The organism is Flavobacterium olei, assembly GCF_039749035.1.
Lineage (GTDB): Bacteria > Bacteroidota > Bacteroidia > Flavobacteriales > Flavobacteriaceae > Flavobacterium > Flavobacterium olei.
Window position 1 is genome coordinate 269,558 of record NZ_JBDKWC010000004.1, and the last position, 17,678, is coordinate 287,235.

14 protein-coding genes are annotated in these 17,678 nt (G+C 34.9%); 6 read left to right on the forward strand and 8 right to left on the reverse strand.

What is annotated here, in order from left to right; genetic code table 11:
• Positions 1-2: 2 nt before the first annotated feature.
• Positions 3-2,666, forward strand: coding sequence for a S9 family peptidase (locus tag ABEB31_RS12115; protein ID WP_347051885.1), 2,664 nt, complete (start codon positions 3-5; stop codon positions 2,664-2,666).
• A gap of 59 nt (positions 2,667-2,725) precedes the next feature.
• On the opposite strand, the gene ABEB31_RS12120 is transcribed toward ABEB31_RS12115, so the two are convergent.
• From ABEB31_RS12120 to ABEB31_RS12130, 3 genes are all read right to left on the reverse strand, one after another.
• Entirely contained in the window at positions 2,726-2,986 is a 261-nt protein-coding gene (locus ABEB31_RS12120) for a hypothetical protein (protein WP_160374927.1), read from the reverse strand.
• A gap of 103 nt (positions 2,987-3,089) precedes the next feature.
• The gene (locus ABEB31_RS12125) at positions 3,090-4,607 is read right to left on the reverse strand and encodes a MauE/DoxX family redox-associated membrane protein (RefSeq protein WP_347051886.1); all 1,518 of its coding nucleotides are present in this window, start codon (positions 4,605-4,607) and stop codon (positions 3,090-3,092) included.
• A 293-nt stretch (positions 4,608-4,900) separates the two neighbouring features.
• A complete protein-coding gene (locus tag ABEB31_RS12130) occupies positions 4,901-5,194 on the reverse strand; it encodes a hypothetical protein (protein ID WP_347051887.1) in 294 nt (97 codons plus the stop codon).
• Between the two features lie 360 nt (positions 5,195-5,554).
• Between ABEB31_RS12130 and ABEB31_RS12135 the strand changes: the two genes are divergently transcribed.
• From ABEB31_RS12135 to ABEB31_RS12155, 5 genes are all read left to right on the forward strand, one after another.
• Entirely contained in the window at positions 5,555-5,947 is a 393-nt protein-coding gene (locus tag ABEB31_RS12135) for a plasmid mobilization protein (protein ID WP_347051888.1), read from the forward strand.
• Positions 5,932-7,221, forward strand: coding sequence for a relaxase/mobilization nuclease domain-containing protein (locus tag ABEB31_RS12140; RefSeq protein ID WP_347051889.1), 1,290 nt, complete (start codon positions 5,932-5,934; stop codon positions 7,219-7,221). The genes ABEB31_RS12135 and ABEB31_RS12140 overlap by 16 nt, the downstream gene beginning before the upstream one ends.
• Before the next feature lie 17 nt (positions 7,222-7,238).
• Complete coding sequence (gene mobC / locus ABEB31_RS12145; RefSeq protein WP_347051890.1) at positions 7,239-9,215, forward strand: conjugal transfer protein MobC; 1,977 nt, start codon at positions 7,239-7,241, stop codon at positions 9,213-9,215.
• Positions 9,216-9,248: 33 nt separating this feature from the next.
• Positions 9,249-10,214, forward strand: coding sequence for a PDDEXK nuclease domain-containing protein (locus ABEB31_RS12150; RefSeq protein ID WP_347051891.1), 966 nt, complete (start codon positions 9,249-9,251; stop codon positions 10,212-10,214).
• A gap of 90 nt (positions 10,215-10,304) precedes the next feature.
• Positions 10,305-11,540 (forward strand): competence protein CoiA family protein, encoded by a 1,236-nt coding sequence (locus ABEB31_RS12155; RefSeq protein WP_347052241.1) that lies wholly within the window; start codon positions 10,305-10,307, stop codon positions 11,538-11,540.
• Here the strand turns inward: ABEB31_RS12155 and ABEB31_RS12160 are convergent.
• The 5 genes from ABEB31_RS12160 to ABEB31_RS12180 form a co-directional block, all read right to left on the reverse strand.
• Positions 11,537-12,247 carry a hypothetical protein gene (locus tag ABEB31_RS12160; RefSeq protein WP_347051892.1) on the reverse strand — a complete coding sequence of 237 codons (711 nt, stop codon included), beginning with the start codon at positions 12,245-12,247 and terminating at the stop codon, positions 11,537-11,539. The genes ABEB31_RS12155 and ABEB31_RS12160 overlap by 4 nt on opposite strands.
• A gap of 24 nt (positions 12,248-12,271) precedes the next feature.
• Positions 12,272-12,565 carry a hypothetical protein gene (locus ABEB31_RS12165; protein WP_347051893.1) on the reverse strand — a complete coding sequence of 98 codons (294 nt, stop codon included), beginning with the start codon at positions 12,563-12,565 and terminating at the stop codon, positions 12,272-12,274.
• Positions 12,566-12,597: 32 nt separating this feature from the next.
• On the reverse strand, positions 12,598-13,251 hold the full coding sequence (locus ABEB31_RS12170) for a hypothetical protein (RefSeq protein WP_347051894.1): 654 nt from the start codon (positions 13,249-13,251) through the stop codon (positions 12,598-12,600).
• Positions 13,252-13,331: 80 nt separating this feature from the next.
• Positions 13,332-16,367 carry a hypothetical protein gene (locus tag ABEB31_RS12175; RefSeq protein ID WP_347051895.1) on the reverse strand — a complete coding sequence of 1,012 codons (3,036 nt, stop codon included), beginning with the start codon at positions 16,365-16,367 and terminating at the stop codon, positions 13,332-13,334.
• A gap of 156 nt (positions 16,368-16,523) precedes the next feature.
• Positions 16,524-17,660, reverse strand: coding sequence for an NACHT domain-containing protein (locus ABEB31_RS12180; protein ID WP_347051896.1), 1,137 nt, complete (start codon positions 17,658-17,660; stop codon positions 16,524-16,526).
• Positions 17,661-17,678: the final 18 nt, after the last annotated feature.

Here is a 17,678-nt window from a genome sequence, read left to right on the forward strand (position 1 = left end):
TTATGATACCTCAAAATATTTTACCAGTCGGAATCAAGAAACAGGAATCTCTGTATATGAATCTCAATTTTTTTTTAGTTTTATTTGTTATTTTGCCATTAGTAGCCTGTCCCTTATGGGGGCAGGTGGTGCAAAAGAAACCGTTGACTGAATTCGATTATCAGAAATGGGGAGAACTAATAGTTGAAAATATTTCTCAAAATGGGCAGTGGATAAGTTACAGGATGATTTATGATAATGATATAGATACTTTATTTGTACGCAATACAGCTAACCTTAAAACTTATAATTTTCCAAAAGGGATATTTCCTCGTTTTGCGGGTAATGGACATCTGATCTGTAAAGATAAAAATAACCTCAGGACTTTAAATTTAACTTCAGGAGATCAGGAAGCTTATCCCATTGATACACAGGTTGAATATTCATCTGCGAGAGACCAGATAATTACACTTTTAAAAAAAGACAAAATTCTGCAAATCCTTAATTTATCAACTAATGAGGTCAAAACAATTCACGAAGTAGTCCACTTTTCCCTGAGCCCTAATGAAAAAGGACTTATTATTTTAATAAAAGAGAATTCAAATTATTCTGTTGGACTTTTAAGTCTGAATAATACCTCGGCAATAAACTGGATTTTAAAGCAGCAGAGCGCTGATTTTTACAACTTTTCATGGGAGGAAAATGGAAAAGCAGTCGCTTTTTACACCGCATCGGATTCAAATGATGATAGTATGAGTCTTTGTTTGTATAATCTGCAGCTAAAGAAATTGTATAAGCTTGATGCAGGTGAGCAAAGTAATTTTCCTTTGGATAAAAATTTTGACAAGGATGGGACTTATCCATTAAGCATATCACCTGATTTAGAAAAGGTATTCTTTGGACTTGCTCCAAAAAACAGGCCTGCTCAAAAAAAAGCCAGTGATACAGTGGAAGTTTGGAATACTGCAGATAAGTGGATTTATCCCCGAGAACAAAGATCTGGGAGGTTTTACGAAAAAGCAAATCTGGCTGTGTGGTATCCTGCATCGGGAAATATTGTCCAAATTTCATCTGCGGATTTCCCCAGCGTTATGCTCAACGGCAATAAAACTATGGCAATTGTATCGAATCCTAAACAATATGAACCCCAGTTTGAAATTGAAGCTCCCAGGGATTATTATATAGTGAATCTGGTTACAGGTGAAAAAGATATACTGGTCAGAAAACAGAGCGAAATCCATTCGGATCTGCTCCCATCTCCTTCGGGCAGGTTTATTGCGTACTATAGGGATAATAACTGGTGGATTTACGATGCTAAAATTAAATCTCACAAGAACATCACACAGAAAATCAAAGTGCCTTTCTTTGGCAGAGTCTTTATATTGGGTGGTGATTCCGCATATGGTAATCCCGGATGGACTCCAGGAGACAAAGAGATCTTATTGTATGATCAATATGATATTTGGGCGGTAAGGTATGATGGAACTTCATTTAGAAGACTTACGAAGGGGAGGGAAAATAAAAATAAATTCAGATTAAGTACTCTGGGAGATTATGATCTTCTGGTCCAAAATTATGACGGCTGGAAAGGAGTTACTATAGATTTAAATGACAAGCTGATTCTTCGTGCAGAAGGCGATGACGGCAAGACTGGATATTACAGCTTGGAGAAAGACAGTGGCATGAAACAAATATTGTATGGTGATAGTTATTTTGATAATATGCATTACATAAAAAAACATCATCTATATATCTATCAGCAGCAGAAATTTAATCTTCCGCCGCGGCTGGTTGTAAAAGAAAATAACAGTGTGGAAAAAATCATTTTTCAAAGCAATTCCCATTACAATAAATTTCAATGGGGAACGTCTGAACTTATTTCATACAGCAATTCAAAAGGAAAAGAATTACAGGGCATTTTATACTATCCAGCAAATTACAGTCCAAAAAAAAAGTATCCAATGATTGTTTATGTTTACGAAAAGCAATCTCATGGACTTCATAAATATATTAATCCTACCTTATTTTCCGGCAGTGGCTTTAATGCATCTGTGCTAACAACAAATGACTATTTTATTTTATGTCCTGATATTGAACATGAAACTGGAAAAGTTGGAGAGGATACGGTCGATTGTACTGTTAGTGCAACCCATCACATTATAAATAAAAATTTGGTTGATCCATTAAAAGTCGGTTTGATGGGACATTCTTTCGGAGGGTATGAGGTAAATTTTATAATTACCCAGACAGACCTTTTTGCTGCAGCTGTTTCTGGCGCTTCAATTGCAGATCTTTACAGTTTTTATCTGACTGTAGGTTGGGACCTGAATATTTCTGATATGAGCCGTTTTCAAAGCCAGCAGTGGCGCATGGGGAAAACTCCTTTTGAGGATCCTGATTTATATTTAAAAAATTCTCCTATAGTAAATACAGACGCTATTAAAACCCCTATTTTGTTATGGGCTGGAAAGGCAGACTGGCATGTCAATTGGCAACAGAGTGTGGAATTTTATATGGCCCTGAGAAGATTGGGGAAATCTGCAACAATGCTTTTGTACCCGAATGAAAAGCATGTCTTAATGAAAGAAAAAAATCAAATAAATCTTAGTCTCAGAATCAGTCAATGGTTTGATTATTACCTTAAAAATGATGAGTCTGTTACATGGCCAGAAGAGGCAGTTAATTAATTATTTAAACAACAATGCAGTTCTTTTTTAGAACTGCATTGCATTTAAGCATCCTTTGATTAATTAGGACGATAAAGAACCTCCTGGCAGTTATTATCCTTTCCAAAAGCCTGTTGTCCATTGGCCTGACAGATTTGAGGTCTCGGTGTAGTGTTACAACTTACCGGAACATTACAGGGCAATTGAGCGCTGTTTATATATCCAGTTTTAGGGGCAGCCTTTGAAGCACTCTGCATTGAAGTGGTCAAAAAAGCACCTGAGATTCCCATTACTGCAACTAGTGCAAAGGGCATTGTCGATTTTAAAAATGTGGTTTTCATAATAATATGTATTAAGGTTAAAATGATCTACTATTTTATACAGGTGTTCGATCTTATTCCTGGTACCGGCCGGTATACTTTTGTAAATTTTTATGAATGTCTGTTAATCAGTTTCCATCTCTTTTTTAAGGTTTTCCCTTAGCTCATACATCAATAGTTTTGTACCGATCATAACATACAAATGTCTATCGGTTAAAAACAAAGATTTAAGTTTGTCATCTCCAATTTCAAAAATGGGAAAACTTAAAATATAACTGTTTTTTCTAATGTTATAAACATCAATAACCGAAGCATGTTTCCAGATGGCAGGATCTTCATAAAGTCCTGGAATTTTTGATTCTACAAGCAGCAGGTTGTTATGCAGAGTGCTTTGGGAATTAACCATAACCGGCGGAGCTGACATCTTACGTACAGTTTCGTTTTTGAGATATGCTACCTTAATTTTTGCTTTGGAAATAGTATCGATGGTCTTGCCGCGGTAATCTAATTTTCCATTCTTGTCTGCTACTATAATTTCATTCCGGTAAAAATACACATACACAGCCCTTTCCATTTTATTGCTGTACAGCAACATGCCATCGGTATCAAAAATTCCGTCAATCTGCTGTATTAATAAATCCGGCGCATACTTGATTTTAGTGCCGTTTTCTGCTGAATATGTACCAAGAATGTTAGCAGATTTGACCCCGCTATTATTTCGAAAAATAAAAGTTGATTTATCAATTGGCTCCGCTGATGTAAAACGGGGAGGCTCTTTTAAATGAGAAGTAATCTTCCAGTTTTCAGTGCTGCCTGCATATATATAGGGAACAGTTCCATCCATTAAGTAAAAATGTTTTTCCCTTACTAAAGTTTTGATGGCACCAAGGGCAATACGGTGGCCATTAAGATCTATTTTATTTCTTTGCTGAAACTTGAATGAGGTATCGATCGATAAAATTTGAGAAGGTGTTGTGTAATTGCCCAAGTACAGTTTGCCTGTGCTACTGCCTGAGAAATAATAAGAATTATATTTTAAATCTGTGGAATGTACAAGGTGTACTGATCTCTTAATATAGCGTCTGATAAATGGATTTTTATGGTGCATAATTTCTTCAGATGATAGAAATAAAGCTATAACAAAGAATATACTTAATAGTATCGAAAAAGGAATAGTTTTAGCTGGCGACAATTTGTTTTTTAGACTATTATTCTCCGTTTTATATCGATGACTAAAAACTATTCCCAGCACCGCTATTCCAACAAAGAAAAGATTAAAGACTAAATGAACATTCCAGCTCATTTTCTCTAAAATTCCGCCACAGGAACAGGGAACGAAAGAACTGTAATGCAGGACAATATAAATATATGCCGTAAACATAGTCATCAAACAGAGACAGGCATACAAACCATAATTGCGGAATTTCGGAACAAAGAGTAGAAACGCAATTAAGAGCTCGAGAGTTGGGACCATCCATGATACGTACGATGCATAAGAACTCAATAATGGGGATTGTCCAAGCTGCACCTGAAAATTCTCAAAATCCAATAATTTGCTCACAGCTGCATAAACAAATAGCATCACGTATAAAAGACATATTATTTGTATGGTAATTGTTCTTATGTTTTTGTTTAATTCCATGACTTCAGGTAAAGTAATTAGTTGAAAAGTTCCTGATGAGTTATTAGGACTTGATAGGACCTCTATACTCTTTTGTAAATCTTAAAAAGCATCCAATAGGATCATGTATTTTGTTGATTACAACTAAGACAAATTTACAATGATCTGTTATTTTGGTTGTTATCAAAAACAGGCACAGATTATTCAATAGCATTCAATTGTTAGTTAAAAAATAAGATTGCCTCCCAGCATAAAAAGGAGATGCCAATAAACAATATTTGTTTATTGGCATCAATTGATTTTTTTAACTTTAATTACTTTCCGGTATCGCTCAGTGTACTGAATTTTTCGCTGAATTCTATGAGTCCGGCTTTGTGAAGAAATTCATCTCCAAATTGTTTTAATTCCTGAAGATTTTCCTGTGGAATAGTTGTCAAAAAGAGCGATGATTTATCATCACCTTTTGCCGCGAGCCCGCGTTCAATTACATGGTTTAATAAAAGTACATTCTTCCGTGAAATTTTTAAATCCATCTTCACTACTTCATTCATGCCCGGGATACTAAATATAGTATCGAAAACCTTTGCTACATCATTTGTTGTCATCATAATTTCACGTCTTTAAATTAATATTTATTAATACAAAGATATATATAGGCTTCTTAATTATCATGGACATAATATGTCCATGATAGGCTCAATAGGCAGAGCTTGCCTAACTTCGTACAGATTAAGAAATAATCTGTAAATATTTACTCAAGGCAGTTTATTGTGATTGGATTTCAGGATTGCTTCAGAAAATGCAAAAATCCTAAAAGACATTAATAAAGCTGAAAGATCGCCACGTTCCTGCAATCGGCCAGATGTCCGGTTGTTAAACAACCGAATCTGGCTGCCCTGTACTCGGAACTCGTGGGCAGTGACACTGGAAAGAGAAAGAGAGTTTGAAATTAATGAAAAGGAAAGAAGATGGAAAAAGAAAATTCAAACAGAACACGTATTGTAGGCCTGCGTTTTACACCTGCAGAGTACGCAAAAATTGAACGTAGATGGAAGGCGACAACCTGTCGAAAATTAAGTGAATACATCCGCAAATATTTATTTAATAAAGCCATCACAACCAATTATCGAAATGAGTCCCTAGACGAATTAATGGGTGAAATTATCCGCTTACGCAATGAACTTAAAGCAATAGGAAATAATCTAAATCAGGCCGTGAAAAAACTGCACACCCTTAACCAGGTTCCTGAGTTTCGAACCTGGATTATAAGCCATGAACTCGAGCAGAAAATATTGCTTGGTAAGATTGAAGAGATAAAAAAATGTACTCAAAAAATTTCTGAAAAATGGTTGCAATCATAAAGACAGGATCCTCTGTTCATAATGTTTTTAATTATAATGAGAACAAAGTGAAACAAGGTGTTGCAGAGTGTATCGCAGAAGGAAATTATCCCGTTGATCTGGAGCAGATGAATGTTTCAATGAGGCTCAACAGATTGCTGAAACAAAATGCTTTGAACCAGAATGTAAAGAGAAATAGTGTTCATATCTCACTGAATTTTGATCCTTCTGAAAGTACATTATCCCAAGAGAAATTAATTGCAATTGCACATACTTACATGGAAAAAATTGGCTTTGCAGAGCAGCCCTATTTGGTATACCAGCATCACGATGCAGCTCACCCGCACATCCATTTGGTATCCATAAAAGTGAAGCCGGACGGAAGCCGTATTGACATGCACAATATTGGTCGGAACCAATCTGAAACTGCCCGTAAAGAGATTGAGAAATCTTTCGGACTTGTAGAGGCACAAGGCCGTAAAAACAATACTGATTCCTCGCTCAAACCTATAGCTGCATCCAAGGTACGTTATGGCCGGATACAATCAAAAAAAGCAATTTCTGCAGTGCTCGACGGTGTAGTATCTTCCTATAAATATACCAGTCTTTCGGAATTGAATGCAGTATTGCAGCTATATAATGTAATGGCTGACCGGGGAAACGAGAACTCCAGGGTGTTTAAGGCAAATGGACTGGTATATCGAATACTTGACACGGAGGGAAAGCCTATTGGTGTGCCCATTAAAGCCAGTGACTTTTATAACAAGCCGACGCTTAAGTTTTTAGAGCAGAAATTTGCATCCAATAAGAATGTAAATACGGGAATGAAGAACAGGATAAAAAATGCAGTTGACCTTGCTCTTTTGTCGAGAAATGTTCGATTATCCCAGCTGACAAAATTACTCGAGAAAGAAGGAATTAATATCATATGCAGAAAAAATACTGAAGGATTAATTTACGGAATTACCTATGTAGATCATGCCACTAAATGTGTCTTTAATGGCAGCGCATTAGGTAAGCAGTACAGCGCAAAAGCAATACAGGAACGCTGTATTTTAATGGGCAGTAACAAGTTCAATTTCGATAATGGAAGTTCGGTAAGAACGCATAACGGTAAGATTACCGATATTAACAGCGAGGATTTATTCCAGGATAATAATGCGACCGGTACAGATCTACTGGGCAGAATAGTGGATGTTTTGACCCAGGCAGAACAGACCATAAATTATATTCCAAATCAGCTTAAAGGCAAGCGAAAAAAGAAAAAAAGAAAAGGACAGTCCGATAATCAATAACACTAAATATAATGGCGATGCAGACAGGAGAAAATGAACAGGCGCTTAGAAAAATACTTGATATGACAAGGCTTATTGGCATTATCATTCTTATAATTCACTTTTACTTTTATTGCTACTACGCTTTTAGGCAATGGGAGCTCACTAGCGCGTTTAGCGATAAAATATTGGGCAATATCTACCGTACGGGATTGTTCTCGCATTTCCACAAATCTAAATTTTTCGCACTCGGTTTTTTGATGATTTCGCTCCTGGGTGCAAAGGGTCGTAAAAATGAAAAACTTAATTACAGAACGGCTTTTACCTATTGTTTAACAGGTCTGGTTACTTATTTTATTAGTTATTTTTCGCTGTACCTGTTTTCACTTGGCTCCCGTAATGCTATTGCTTATATGACGTGCACCTCAGCGGGGTTTCTATTGATTCTTTCGGGAGGCACTATGCTTTCAAGGATTATAAAAAACAGGCTCAGCCAAAAAGATGTTTTTAATAAACTCAATGAGACTTTTCCACAGGAAGAAAGACTTCTGGAAAATGAATATTCCATCAACCTTCCAGCCAGATATTATCTAAAAGACAAACAGCGTAGCAGCTGGATCAATATTATAAATCCATTTCGGGCTCTTATGGTTCTGGGCACTCCGGGATCGGGCAAATCTTATTTTGTTATCCGTCATGTGATAACCCAGCATATAAAAAAAGGTTTCAGCATGTTTGTCTACGATTTTAAATATGATGACCTCTCCAAAATTGTTTATAATACATTTGAAAACAACAAACATGTTTATAAAATAGTGCCTAAATGTTACTTTATCAATTTTGATAAGATCATGCACCGCTGCAATCCGCTGGATCCCCAGAGTATGGAAGATATAACCGATGCCTCGGAATCGGCAAGGACTATTCTGATGGGGCTCAACAGAGAATGGATTAAAAGGCAGGGTGACTTTTTTGTGGAGTCGCCAATTAATTTTTTATCGGCGGTAATCTGGTATCTCAGAAAGTATAAAGACGGCGAATTCTGTACCCTGCCTCACGTAATTGAACTCATGCAGATGGATTACGACAGTCTCTTTACGCTGCTCCGGACAGAGAAAGAAATTGAAGTACTGATAAACCCGTTTATTAACGCTTACCTCAACGAGGCGACTGACCAGCTTGAGGGGCAGATTGCTACTGCGAAAATCGCCATGGCCCGGCTTTCCTCCCCGCAGTTATACTATGTCTTATCAGGAAATGATTTCACTTTGGATATCAACAATCCTGAGGAGCCTAAAATTGTATGCATGGGAAACAACCCGCAGAAAATACAAATATACGGAGCCGTATTATCCCTCTATGTAAACAGGCTTGTTAAGCTGGTAAACAAAAAAGGAAAAATGAAATCAAGTCTGGTCTTTGATGAATTCCCTACTATATATCTCAATAATATGGACAGTTTAATCGCCACTGCAAGAAGCAATAAAGTGGCGACCTGCCTGGGTGTTCAGGACTTCACCCAGCTTCGAAAAGACTACGGGCGGGAACAGGCAGATGTTATTATGAATATTGTCGGAAATATAATTAGTGGACAAGTGACAGGAGATACTTCCAAGCAATTATCAGAGCGATTCGGAAAAATTATGCAGGACAGGGAAAGCCTCTCTATCAATAGCGGAGACACTTCAATCAGTCGCTCCAAACAATTGGAATCTGCTGTCCCGCCATCGAAAATCTCGGCGCTGAGTTCAGGAGAATTTGTGGGCATGGTTGCCGATGATCCCGATTGTAAAATTGAGCTCAAAACCTTTCACAACGAAATTATAAATGATCATGAGGCACTTAGAAAAGAGATGGAGAATTATAAGGAAATACCACCTGTCCGAAAACTTGACAACGTAATGATCCAGCGTAATTACCTTCAGATAAAGCAGGATATTCAGGATATAAATCATTCCGAAATGGAACGCCTGCTGAACGATCCCGCGCTGGCTTATTTAGTATTAAAGAAATAACATGAACAATAAGAAACTTAAAATTTAAAAGCGATGTTACAGGAACAATTCTCAGATATAATCCAGTTAATAAAACAATCCAGATCCAAAGCAATAGCAGCGGTCAATACCGAGATGATAAATCTGTACTGGAATATTGGACAGTACATCTATATCAGGCTGGAAAACCAGCAGTGGGGACAATCGGTGGTTAGCGAATTAGCACTGTTTTTAAAGAATACCGAGCCTGAATTAAAAGGTTTTTCAGATAAAAATCTTTGGAGAATGAAGCAGTTTTATCAGGCCTATAAAGATTTTCCAAAACTCTCAGCACTGCTGAGAGAAATTAGCTGGACAAATAATCTTATAATTTTAAGCCGGACAAAATCCATGGAGGAGCGCGAGTTTTATCTTGCGCTCTCAAAACAGGAGAAGTTCAGTTCCAGAGAACTCGAGAGACAAATTAACAGCGGTGTTTTTGAAAGGACTATTCTGGGAAATACAAAACTCTCATCAGCGATGAGAGAATTACATCCGGATATCGCCAATACATTTAAAGACAGTTATATTTTTGATTTCCTTAATCTCTCAGATTCCTTCAGCGAGAACGACCTTCAAAAAGGCCTTCTCAGTCAGATGAAAGATTTTATACTTGAACTTGGCAAAGATTTTCTATTTATCGCAGAGGAATATAAAGTTCAGGTTGGACATAGTGATTTTTTTATTGACCTGCTTTTTTATCACAGGGGACTTCAATGCCTCATAGCCTTTGAACTAAAATCAGATAAATTTAAACCGGAACATCTAGGACAGCTCAATTTTTATCTGGAAGCATTAGATCGTGATGTTCGCAAACCTAATGAAAACCCGAGTATAGGAATCTTGTTATGCAAAGATCAGGATCATGCTGTGGTGGAATATGCACTAAGTAGAAGCCTTTCTCCAACTATGGTAGCAGAATACAAAGTACAGCTGCCGGATAAAAAAATGCTTGTCACCAAGCTTAACGGTCTTCTTTAAGGTGCGATTTTATTAATGAAAAAACGATATATTTGGAAGTAATGAATGAATGATTTTTCATATAAATAATAAACTTTCATTATTTTGACCATGCAGCATGCGATAGACATTAGTGGAAAAAAGATTACTCCTGCTTATTCCGGCGAAAAAGCCGTATGCGGCTTCTGCAAAAAGGAGGTAAGAGGAAAATGTGGAGAAATTTATATTTGGCATTGGCAGCATGTCCATAACCAAGATTGTGACTTATGGAAAGAAGGTGAAACCGAGTGGCATCGGGACTGGAAAAATAAATTTCCATTTGACTGGCAGGAAACAATTATAGAAAAGAACGGCGAAAAGCACATCGCTGACATTTTTACGCAAAATGGTATTGTAATAGAATTTCAAAATTCCACGATTTCTTCAGTAACTATTGCCGAGCGGGAAAAATTTTATGAAAAAATGATTTGGGTTATAAATGCGCAGACGTTTAAAGATAATTTGATTACTGAAAATTTATCAACTGAACAGCTGGCAGAAACCGAGCTTCGCTATGCAAAACAGAGAAGTCTGTTAAGTAAACACAATTCTGTTGGACTGCAGAATATAAAGAAAAAACAAAACAGTTTGACTTCGGAAATCCAATCTAGGGAAGATGCGTTAGAAGAATTAGAGTCTATGACTGACCTTTTTAAAAGCTACAATAAAAATGCAGAAACATTTGCCGAGCAGATTATAATTATCTGGCAAAGCGAAAACTTATTTGTTGATTCATCTCTTATAGAAATTCTCAGTGACGATACAATTTCTACTAAAAAAACATTTTTTAGGTTATTGGGGGACTTGAAACGCAACAAGCACTTTTTAGGGGCAGCTATCAAAAATAATATAAAAATTGAGGAGCTTTACAAGGAACGTAATGAGATTCTCAATGAACTTGAAAATCTGAAACCAGCCCTGAGGAAGGAATTAAAATCCATCGCCTCGCAGTATCTAAATCTCGAAGTCGAAATTGCCCAGTTTAAAAGAGAAATTTCGTTTTTGAAGTCGGAGAACGCTGAGAATGATAGGGAATATCAGGATCTCAAAACCTCAATCGACAATTATATCAATACAAATTTGAAAAAAATAGAAGCTGATTTTGATGAAGAAAAAAATAAAATTATTAAAGATAAGGACAAATTGACCCTGTCATGGAAACGCGAAAGGAAAAGCTGGGGTTCAGCAGGTGCGCCAATTTTCTTTGACATCGGGGATGGCAATTTGCTTTACAAACATCCCGACAATAAAGTAAGCATAGTAAAAGTTTGTGATTTTATGAGTAAATATAACCCTGACGAGAGCTAGCCAACATAATTTTTCATGATTTTAAATGTTGAATTTATAATTTCTTCTTGAGTATACTTTCTTCCCATTTTTTTTTCAACGGAGACTAATTCTTCCATAATCTCCTGCTTCATTTCTGCAGGCATTTTATCCGCTTTACCACCTGCAGCAATATGTACTTGGTCGAAAAACTCATCCAGTCCTCCCACATAAACATCTAGTAATTTTTTTACAATTTTTTGAGTGAATTCAATAAAAATAGATTTATCAAAAGGTTTGATCATTTCTTGACCTCCCACATTATTAGTAGGGGCATCCAGAATCAAATCATTTATTCCAAAACAATCTGTTTTTTCCAGCTCGTCATATCGTCCATCTAAACTCAAAATGACAACAAATTCATCTATAAAAAGACACAGTGAATTATAAAAGTCTGGGTGAAATAAAAGCCACTTTCCTTTTTGCCGCTCACAGTTATTACATCTGATTATTTTATATGATAATGTTTTTAACAAATCACTTTCAGAGATTAAACTATCATCGAGGCTTTTGTTTTTTATAGGAAGGAAAGTATCTAATATTATTCTTAACTGTTCGTTTTGCCCGGCAGTTAATTTAACACCACTTTCTCTATGTATTGACATCCGCCAGAATATACTTATCCAAAATAAGATTCCCTCTGAGCTGCTAATTCCGGATTCGTAATTAACTTCATCCAGCGTTTGCAATGTTTGTGAATATCTGCTTTCAATTTAAGCGAGTCTTTCTTCACAATCAGAACACAGCAAATGGTCTGCTACCAAAGGATGATTGTTATTTTCAATATCCTTATCGCTGATTTGTCCAAATGTTTCTTCAAGTTTTTCTGGCTGTACAGCCCTTCCAAAATGGGACTTAGAAAATAATCTTCCAATCTTAAATCCTATTTCATAATCACGTCCAGTTTTCCCCTCTATATTCTCAATTCTTTTAAGTAGAAAGTGCGGTACAATATGAGAACCTTTTTTATCGGCATCATTTTCTTTACAAAGATTACATTTTTCCATTTTTTCAGATTAATTTTATATTAATGTAAAAACTAATTTTTTCGATTTGCTTTTGAATTTATTGAATCTCTAATTTGTTTCAATTCTAATTTCAAAGTTTCAATTTCGTTTTCGTTTTTTTTACTGGCGTTCCAATTGCCGGCAAACGTAATTATAGCAAGTATTAATAAAATTAGGGTAGATAAATTTTTTGCAACATCATAAGTATTCTCCCAGAATTCCTTTGTTCCTTTAGTTAGATATTTCTCATCACTGTATGATGCAATCCCTGCTTGAGAAATATAATAATAAGAGGTATGGGAAAATTTTTCTTCTAATATCTCTTCCAGTATTTCTTTTTCGTTTTTTAAATAATATAATTGTTGTAAAACCTCGGATTCCCGAAGCTTAGAAATTTCTGAAAGTTTATCGAAACTCAGGCCTATGTCGCTGATATCAATTATATCCGGCTCACCATGAGATTTTCTCTTTTTGTACAAAGTTTTTAGTATCAAATGACGATGGCGATATTTTTTGATCCTGATAATCGTGTTATATTTATTAATACAACGTTTTACAACTTGTCTCAATGTTAATGCCATAAACTTTATTTTTAAAACTTCTGTTTTATTTTTTTTGTTAATAAATCTAAAAATATTTCTTTTGTCTTTTCTTGATCGTGTGAATGAACTTAGAATTGAAAACATTTCTTCTTTAGGGTACCAATATAAGCCATGCAGATAATCCCGTTTTTTGAAGTATTTTATAATTTTTACTTTTTTATGTCTTATGAAATAAACATGTATTTATTATCATCTAATAATTTTAAAACTTGTGCTAGTTTATAAGGCTTTGATTTGTGACTGTAAAGTAACTCATGGACGTCACTTTTTAATTTGTTCAAATAGAATAAATCAACATTCTGTGCCTTGAGTGTCCCAGTGTCTATATTGTTGAGCAATTCTAAGGCTTTTACGCAGGTAGCTTCATCATTTGCTTTACAAATGTTGCTGATGGTCTCAAAACACACTCTCAAAGGCGAATAATGATCGCCAAACAGATCTTCTGTTTTCGGAGCTGAGAGGCATAAATCAAATGTAGAGACCAGTACTTCTAAAGCACTTGAATGGGTGAAATTCAGCCATTCCTGATTTCTAAAAGCAAATTCTCCTGTTTTATTATCAGTAATCTGATTTTTTATTATTTCGTGATATTTTGCAAAACCATCCTCGTAATTTAAGCCGATCAGGTTTCTTGCGATTTCTTTTTCTGTATAAATATCATCAGCCAGTAAACTTGGGCATTTATTAATTAAAAAATCCCTAGCGATGTCCTGCCTGTCTGCTTTTGTTAACAGTGATACAATGGAGTCGTATAGAGAGCGATTGGTTTCTCTGTTGTTTTGTAAATTATAGTTCAAAAGCTCTTTTAGGGTTTCCAAATCCCTGCTGAAAAAGTTTTCTAGTATTTCTCCTGCATAGTAATATCGTCCAGCCTCTAAAAAAGCATATATTTTTGATTTTAAATCGATATTTAACCTCTTAATATCAATTTGATTTGCCAGGCAGTATTTTAAATGATTACAAAAATTTGGTGCTGAAAGCTTTGCATTTAACAAATTGTATTTGACGCGCTCATTCACGTTTCCAATATCCACAATACCTTCCAGATATTCAGTCTTAATTCCTTTCTCGAAATTATTGAGCCACAGCATGTTCAAAAGCAATTCTGGATCAAGGTTAAAGTGAAAAAACTTTTGAAATTTATAGATAGCTTCAAAGACATAATATTCGTAGCTGTGTTCATTTTCTCCTATAAAAAGATGATTCGAATAATACTCTTTCACTAAAGGAGTGTTCTCATCGCACCAATCTTTAATAAATTGTTTTTGTTTATCCGAGATTTCAATTTTCTTGCTTTTTTCATCTTTCGGAAGACTGTTTAAAATATCCTGCATTATATTGGATTTTGCCTCCGCTATTTCTTTGTCGACATCTGCTTTATTAAGCTTTTCGCCTTCGGAGTAATTATCTCTGAGAATTTCATATAAAAGCTGTTTTGCATTGCCGGTAACGGTTTTCTGCAGTTCAAAGTCGTTGTAGTACTTATGGTAGAATTTATCAAGATCTTCAAAACTTAAATCTGTTTTACCAAGGTATTCAAAGAGTTTGGAAATTTGAGCAGTAATTTCTTCATTGTCAAAAAGGACATCAAAATCCTTTTGTTCTTTGGTTTGCCAATGTTCGGTTCTTACATTAAGCTCCTCTTTGCTGCATTTTTCCTGAAAAATGTAAGAGCTTCGCGACTCGATATAATTTTCAAGCTGTTTGCTTAAATCAAAATTCCTATTGCTTAATACATTTCTAAATTGATGCAGGAATTCGTCATTTAAGATGCCCGAACTATATTTCTGTAGAATTTTTTCAAAATCATCTTCGTTGATAATTGCTGCTAAAAAATGTCTGTCAACGTTGTTTCCGTGAACGCATTCTATTATTATATCAAATAGGGGCGTTTCAATACTACAGGCTTTAGCAACATCTAATAGCAGATCATCATCATAATGATTTGCTTTATCGTCTATGACTGCATTTGAAATAATTCTAATTAAATCTGGATGGAATTGCTTATTGTATTTGAAAAACTCTTTTATATGAGCTGAAAATTCTTTAATTAAACTTTCTTTAAACGAATGGTTTTTTTGCCTGTCAATGCAGTATTCATAAATTTTCAATAGTACAGCACCATTCTCAATATTGGTAAATAAACTGAATACATTGTCCTTTGTTGAAATAATAGAGCCGTATTTTGTTATTGAATTCCATTTTTTCATCCCAATTGTTTTGTCTAATATTTCTAAAAAATAGTCAATATTGTCTATTGTAGATGCAACGGGCACACTCGATAGGATTGCGCGTATAATTTCTTTTTCATCTCTGTTTTTAAGCAGTTCGATTATTTGATTAAAAAAAACTGAATCTTCATTCAGGCCCAGGCTCTTGGTAAGCATAATGGCATCCTCCACAACATATACGTAATTTTCCTCAGCAGAATTGTTTTCGCGGATGATTTCCAAAACGACCGTCTTTATCTGCTCAAAGTATACGGGAGTAACGTTCATGTAAGACAGAAGTTTTAAAGCGGACATTCTGGCTCTTCTATGACGATTGCTACTGTTTATTTCAGAAATCAGAAATTCAATATTCTCCTTGCATTCACTAAATAAAGCAATGTTTTTTAGATCGTTAATCCAAAGATTCTCTTCTATGCAGTTTTTAGTAAAAAAGTTTTGTAAAACCTTAGATTTTATCTCATCTGTAATCCTGTCTGAATCCGCATTAAAAAGTAATTCAAAATCATTATCCAGCAGCCAGTCAATCAGGGCGTCATATAAACTTCTCCTTGAAAAAATAAGATTCAACAGAAAAGTAACAACATTATGCCAGGTTGGGTGAACTTTATTTGTCTCTACATCAATCTTAATTATTTCAATAATTTCATCAAAATCTAAGTCGGACAAAATACTGGCAACAAAATATTCCTGAATATTTTTAAGTACAAAACTCCAGTTGTCTGCCAGGTTTTCTTCCAGAAAAGAGTTTTTAGCCAGAGTTATTTCATCCACCTGAGCCGCTCTTTTAATTTCACCGGCAGTTAAAAACGGTTTCTGCATAGCTTCTAATACAAATGCTATTTTTTTTGTATAGCTTAAAATCCTGTCTTTATCAAATACGATGTCATTGCTGAATTTATTCATTCTGTCATCATTCAATCTTAAGTCGACAAATTCCTGAATTAGTAAGGCTTTGTTAGTCAGTAGCACTTTATGAATTTTATAGTGGCTTCCTATTAAATCAAGGTAAAAGGGATTTTCTAAAATTTCCCTGTTTTTAGAGGTGTCAAAATTTCTGTGGTTTTCTAAATCTAAGTCATATTTAGTTTTAAGGAATTCTATTCCGCTGGAAACACTGACCTCATTTTAAAAGTATATATCAAGATCATGTATGGTTTTTATATATTTTTTGTAAATATTAGTTCGACAGCTAATTGTAAGAGAGAGGCTTTTATTATCAAATGATCCTTTATTCTCAGAGATAAAATTTCTCAGCTTACTGCTGAAGTCTGTAATGTTTTCAATTTCATCAACACCATCAAAAATTATGGCTAGTCTTGGAATTAACTTGAAATTTGGTGGCAGAAAATTTTCAATCTGAGAGGACATTGTAAAATTCTTTAATGTCTTAAAGAAAGGGATTATGTTTGTGATTTCCCTTTTATTCCATAGCTCTGCAGCTAACTGTTTTAATTCGGAAGTTTTGCCATATCCCGGATTGCCCAGTAGAATAATGCCTTTTTTACTTTCCAGCTCAGAAAGTAAAGTTTTCTGATTCGAAGTTGACATATAAAACTCATGCTTCCTTTTTTGGCTCTCCCTTAAACTCCTTTTAATGTGATATTGGTCAATTTCAATAGTTTCGATATACTTTTCTTTGTCCGACTCATCAATGACAATCTTCTGCAAATTTTTGTCCGAGAAAATAAACTTGTCAAATTGGTTTAAAATATCTTCTCTTTCTTCTTCTGTTAAAACTTGGGCTTCCTTCTTGTATGCTCTTTTGTAAATTTCAGGATAAAGAGAAAAATACTTTTCAACGTCTGTTTCCGGACTTAAAATAGCAACTTTAAAATGAGAGTTGGCAAAACTTTCCAAAAATGGTTTGTTTTTGGTTTCTTCATAAATATTGCTAAATTTTCTTCTGGGTGATATAAAAAGTACTAGATCAACCTTATCGTGAGAAGATGCAATCTGAGGCAACTTAATCATCGCATCCGTATAATTCAGCTCTGAAGTATAGTCTTTACATTCACTATAAATAGATTTGTTTATGTATTTATTATTCACAATTTCTATCAGATTGTCGTACCCATTTTGAGTGCCTGATAATTGAATTCTTTTACGTACAACTTCAAACTGTAATTCCTTAAAAATCGTTGACAGAAAATCCATTGCCAAAATTTCTAAATCTTCTCCCTTTTTTGCCATAAAACAAATTTTTAATGTATTACAAATATAGAGTAACTCTTGCCAAAAGAGTGGAGATTTTATTCTTTTCATATTTGGAGTTTGGCGAAA

Excerpts from the sequence above, each read along its gene's own strand:
- ABEB31_RS12115 (WP_347051885.1), top strand. The coding sequence starts at position 3 with ATGATACCTCAAAATATTTTACCAGTCGGAATCAAGAAACAGGAATCT.
- ABEB31_RS12120 (WP_160374927.1), bottom strand. The coding sequence starts at position 2,986 with ATGAAAACCACATTTTTAAAATCGACAATGCCCTTTGCACTAGTTGCA.
- ABEB31_RS12125 (WP_347051886.1), bottom strand. The coding sequence starts at position 4,607 with ATGGAATTAAACAAAAACATAAGAACAATTACCATACAAATAATATGT.
- ABEB31_RS12130 (WP_347051887.1), bottom strand. The coding sequence starts at position 5,194 with ATGATGACAACAAATGATGTAGCAAAGGTTTTCGATACTATATTTAGT.
- ABEB31_RS12135 (WP_347051888.1), top strand. The coding sequence starts at position 5,555 with ATGGAAAAAGAAAATTCAAACAGAACACGTATTGTAGGCCTGCGTTTT.
- ABEB31_RS12140 (WP_347051889.1), top strand. The coding sequence starts at position 5,932 with ATGGTTGCAATCATAAAGACAGGATCCTCTGTTCATAATGTTTTTAAT.
- mobC (WP_347051890.1), top strand. The coding sequence starts at position 7,239 with ATGCAGACAGGAGAAAATGAACAGGCGCTTAGAAAAATACTTGATATG.
- ABEB31_RS12150 (WP_347051891.1), top strand. The coding sequence starts at position 9,249 with ATGTTACAGGAACAATTCTCAGATATAATCCAGTTAATAAAACAATCC.
- ABEB31_RS12155 (WP_347052241.1), top strand. The coding sequence starts at position 10,305 with ATGCAGCATGCGATAGACATTAGTGGAAAAAAGATTACTCCTGCTTAT.
- ABEB31_RS12165 (WP_347051893.1), bottom strand. The coding sequence starts at position 12,565 with ATGGAAAAATGTAATCTTTGTAAAGAAAATGATGCCGATAAAAAAGGT.
- ABEB31_RS12170 (WP_347051894.1), bottom strand. The coding sequence starts at position 13,251 with ATGTTTTCAATTCTAAGTTCATTCACACGATCAAGAAAAGACAAAAGA.
- ABEB31_RS12180 (WP_347051896.1), bottom strand. The coding sequence starts at position 17,660 with ATGAAAAGAATAAAATCTCCACTCTTTTGGCAAGAGTTACTCTATATT.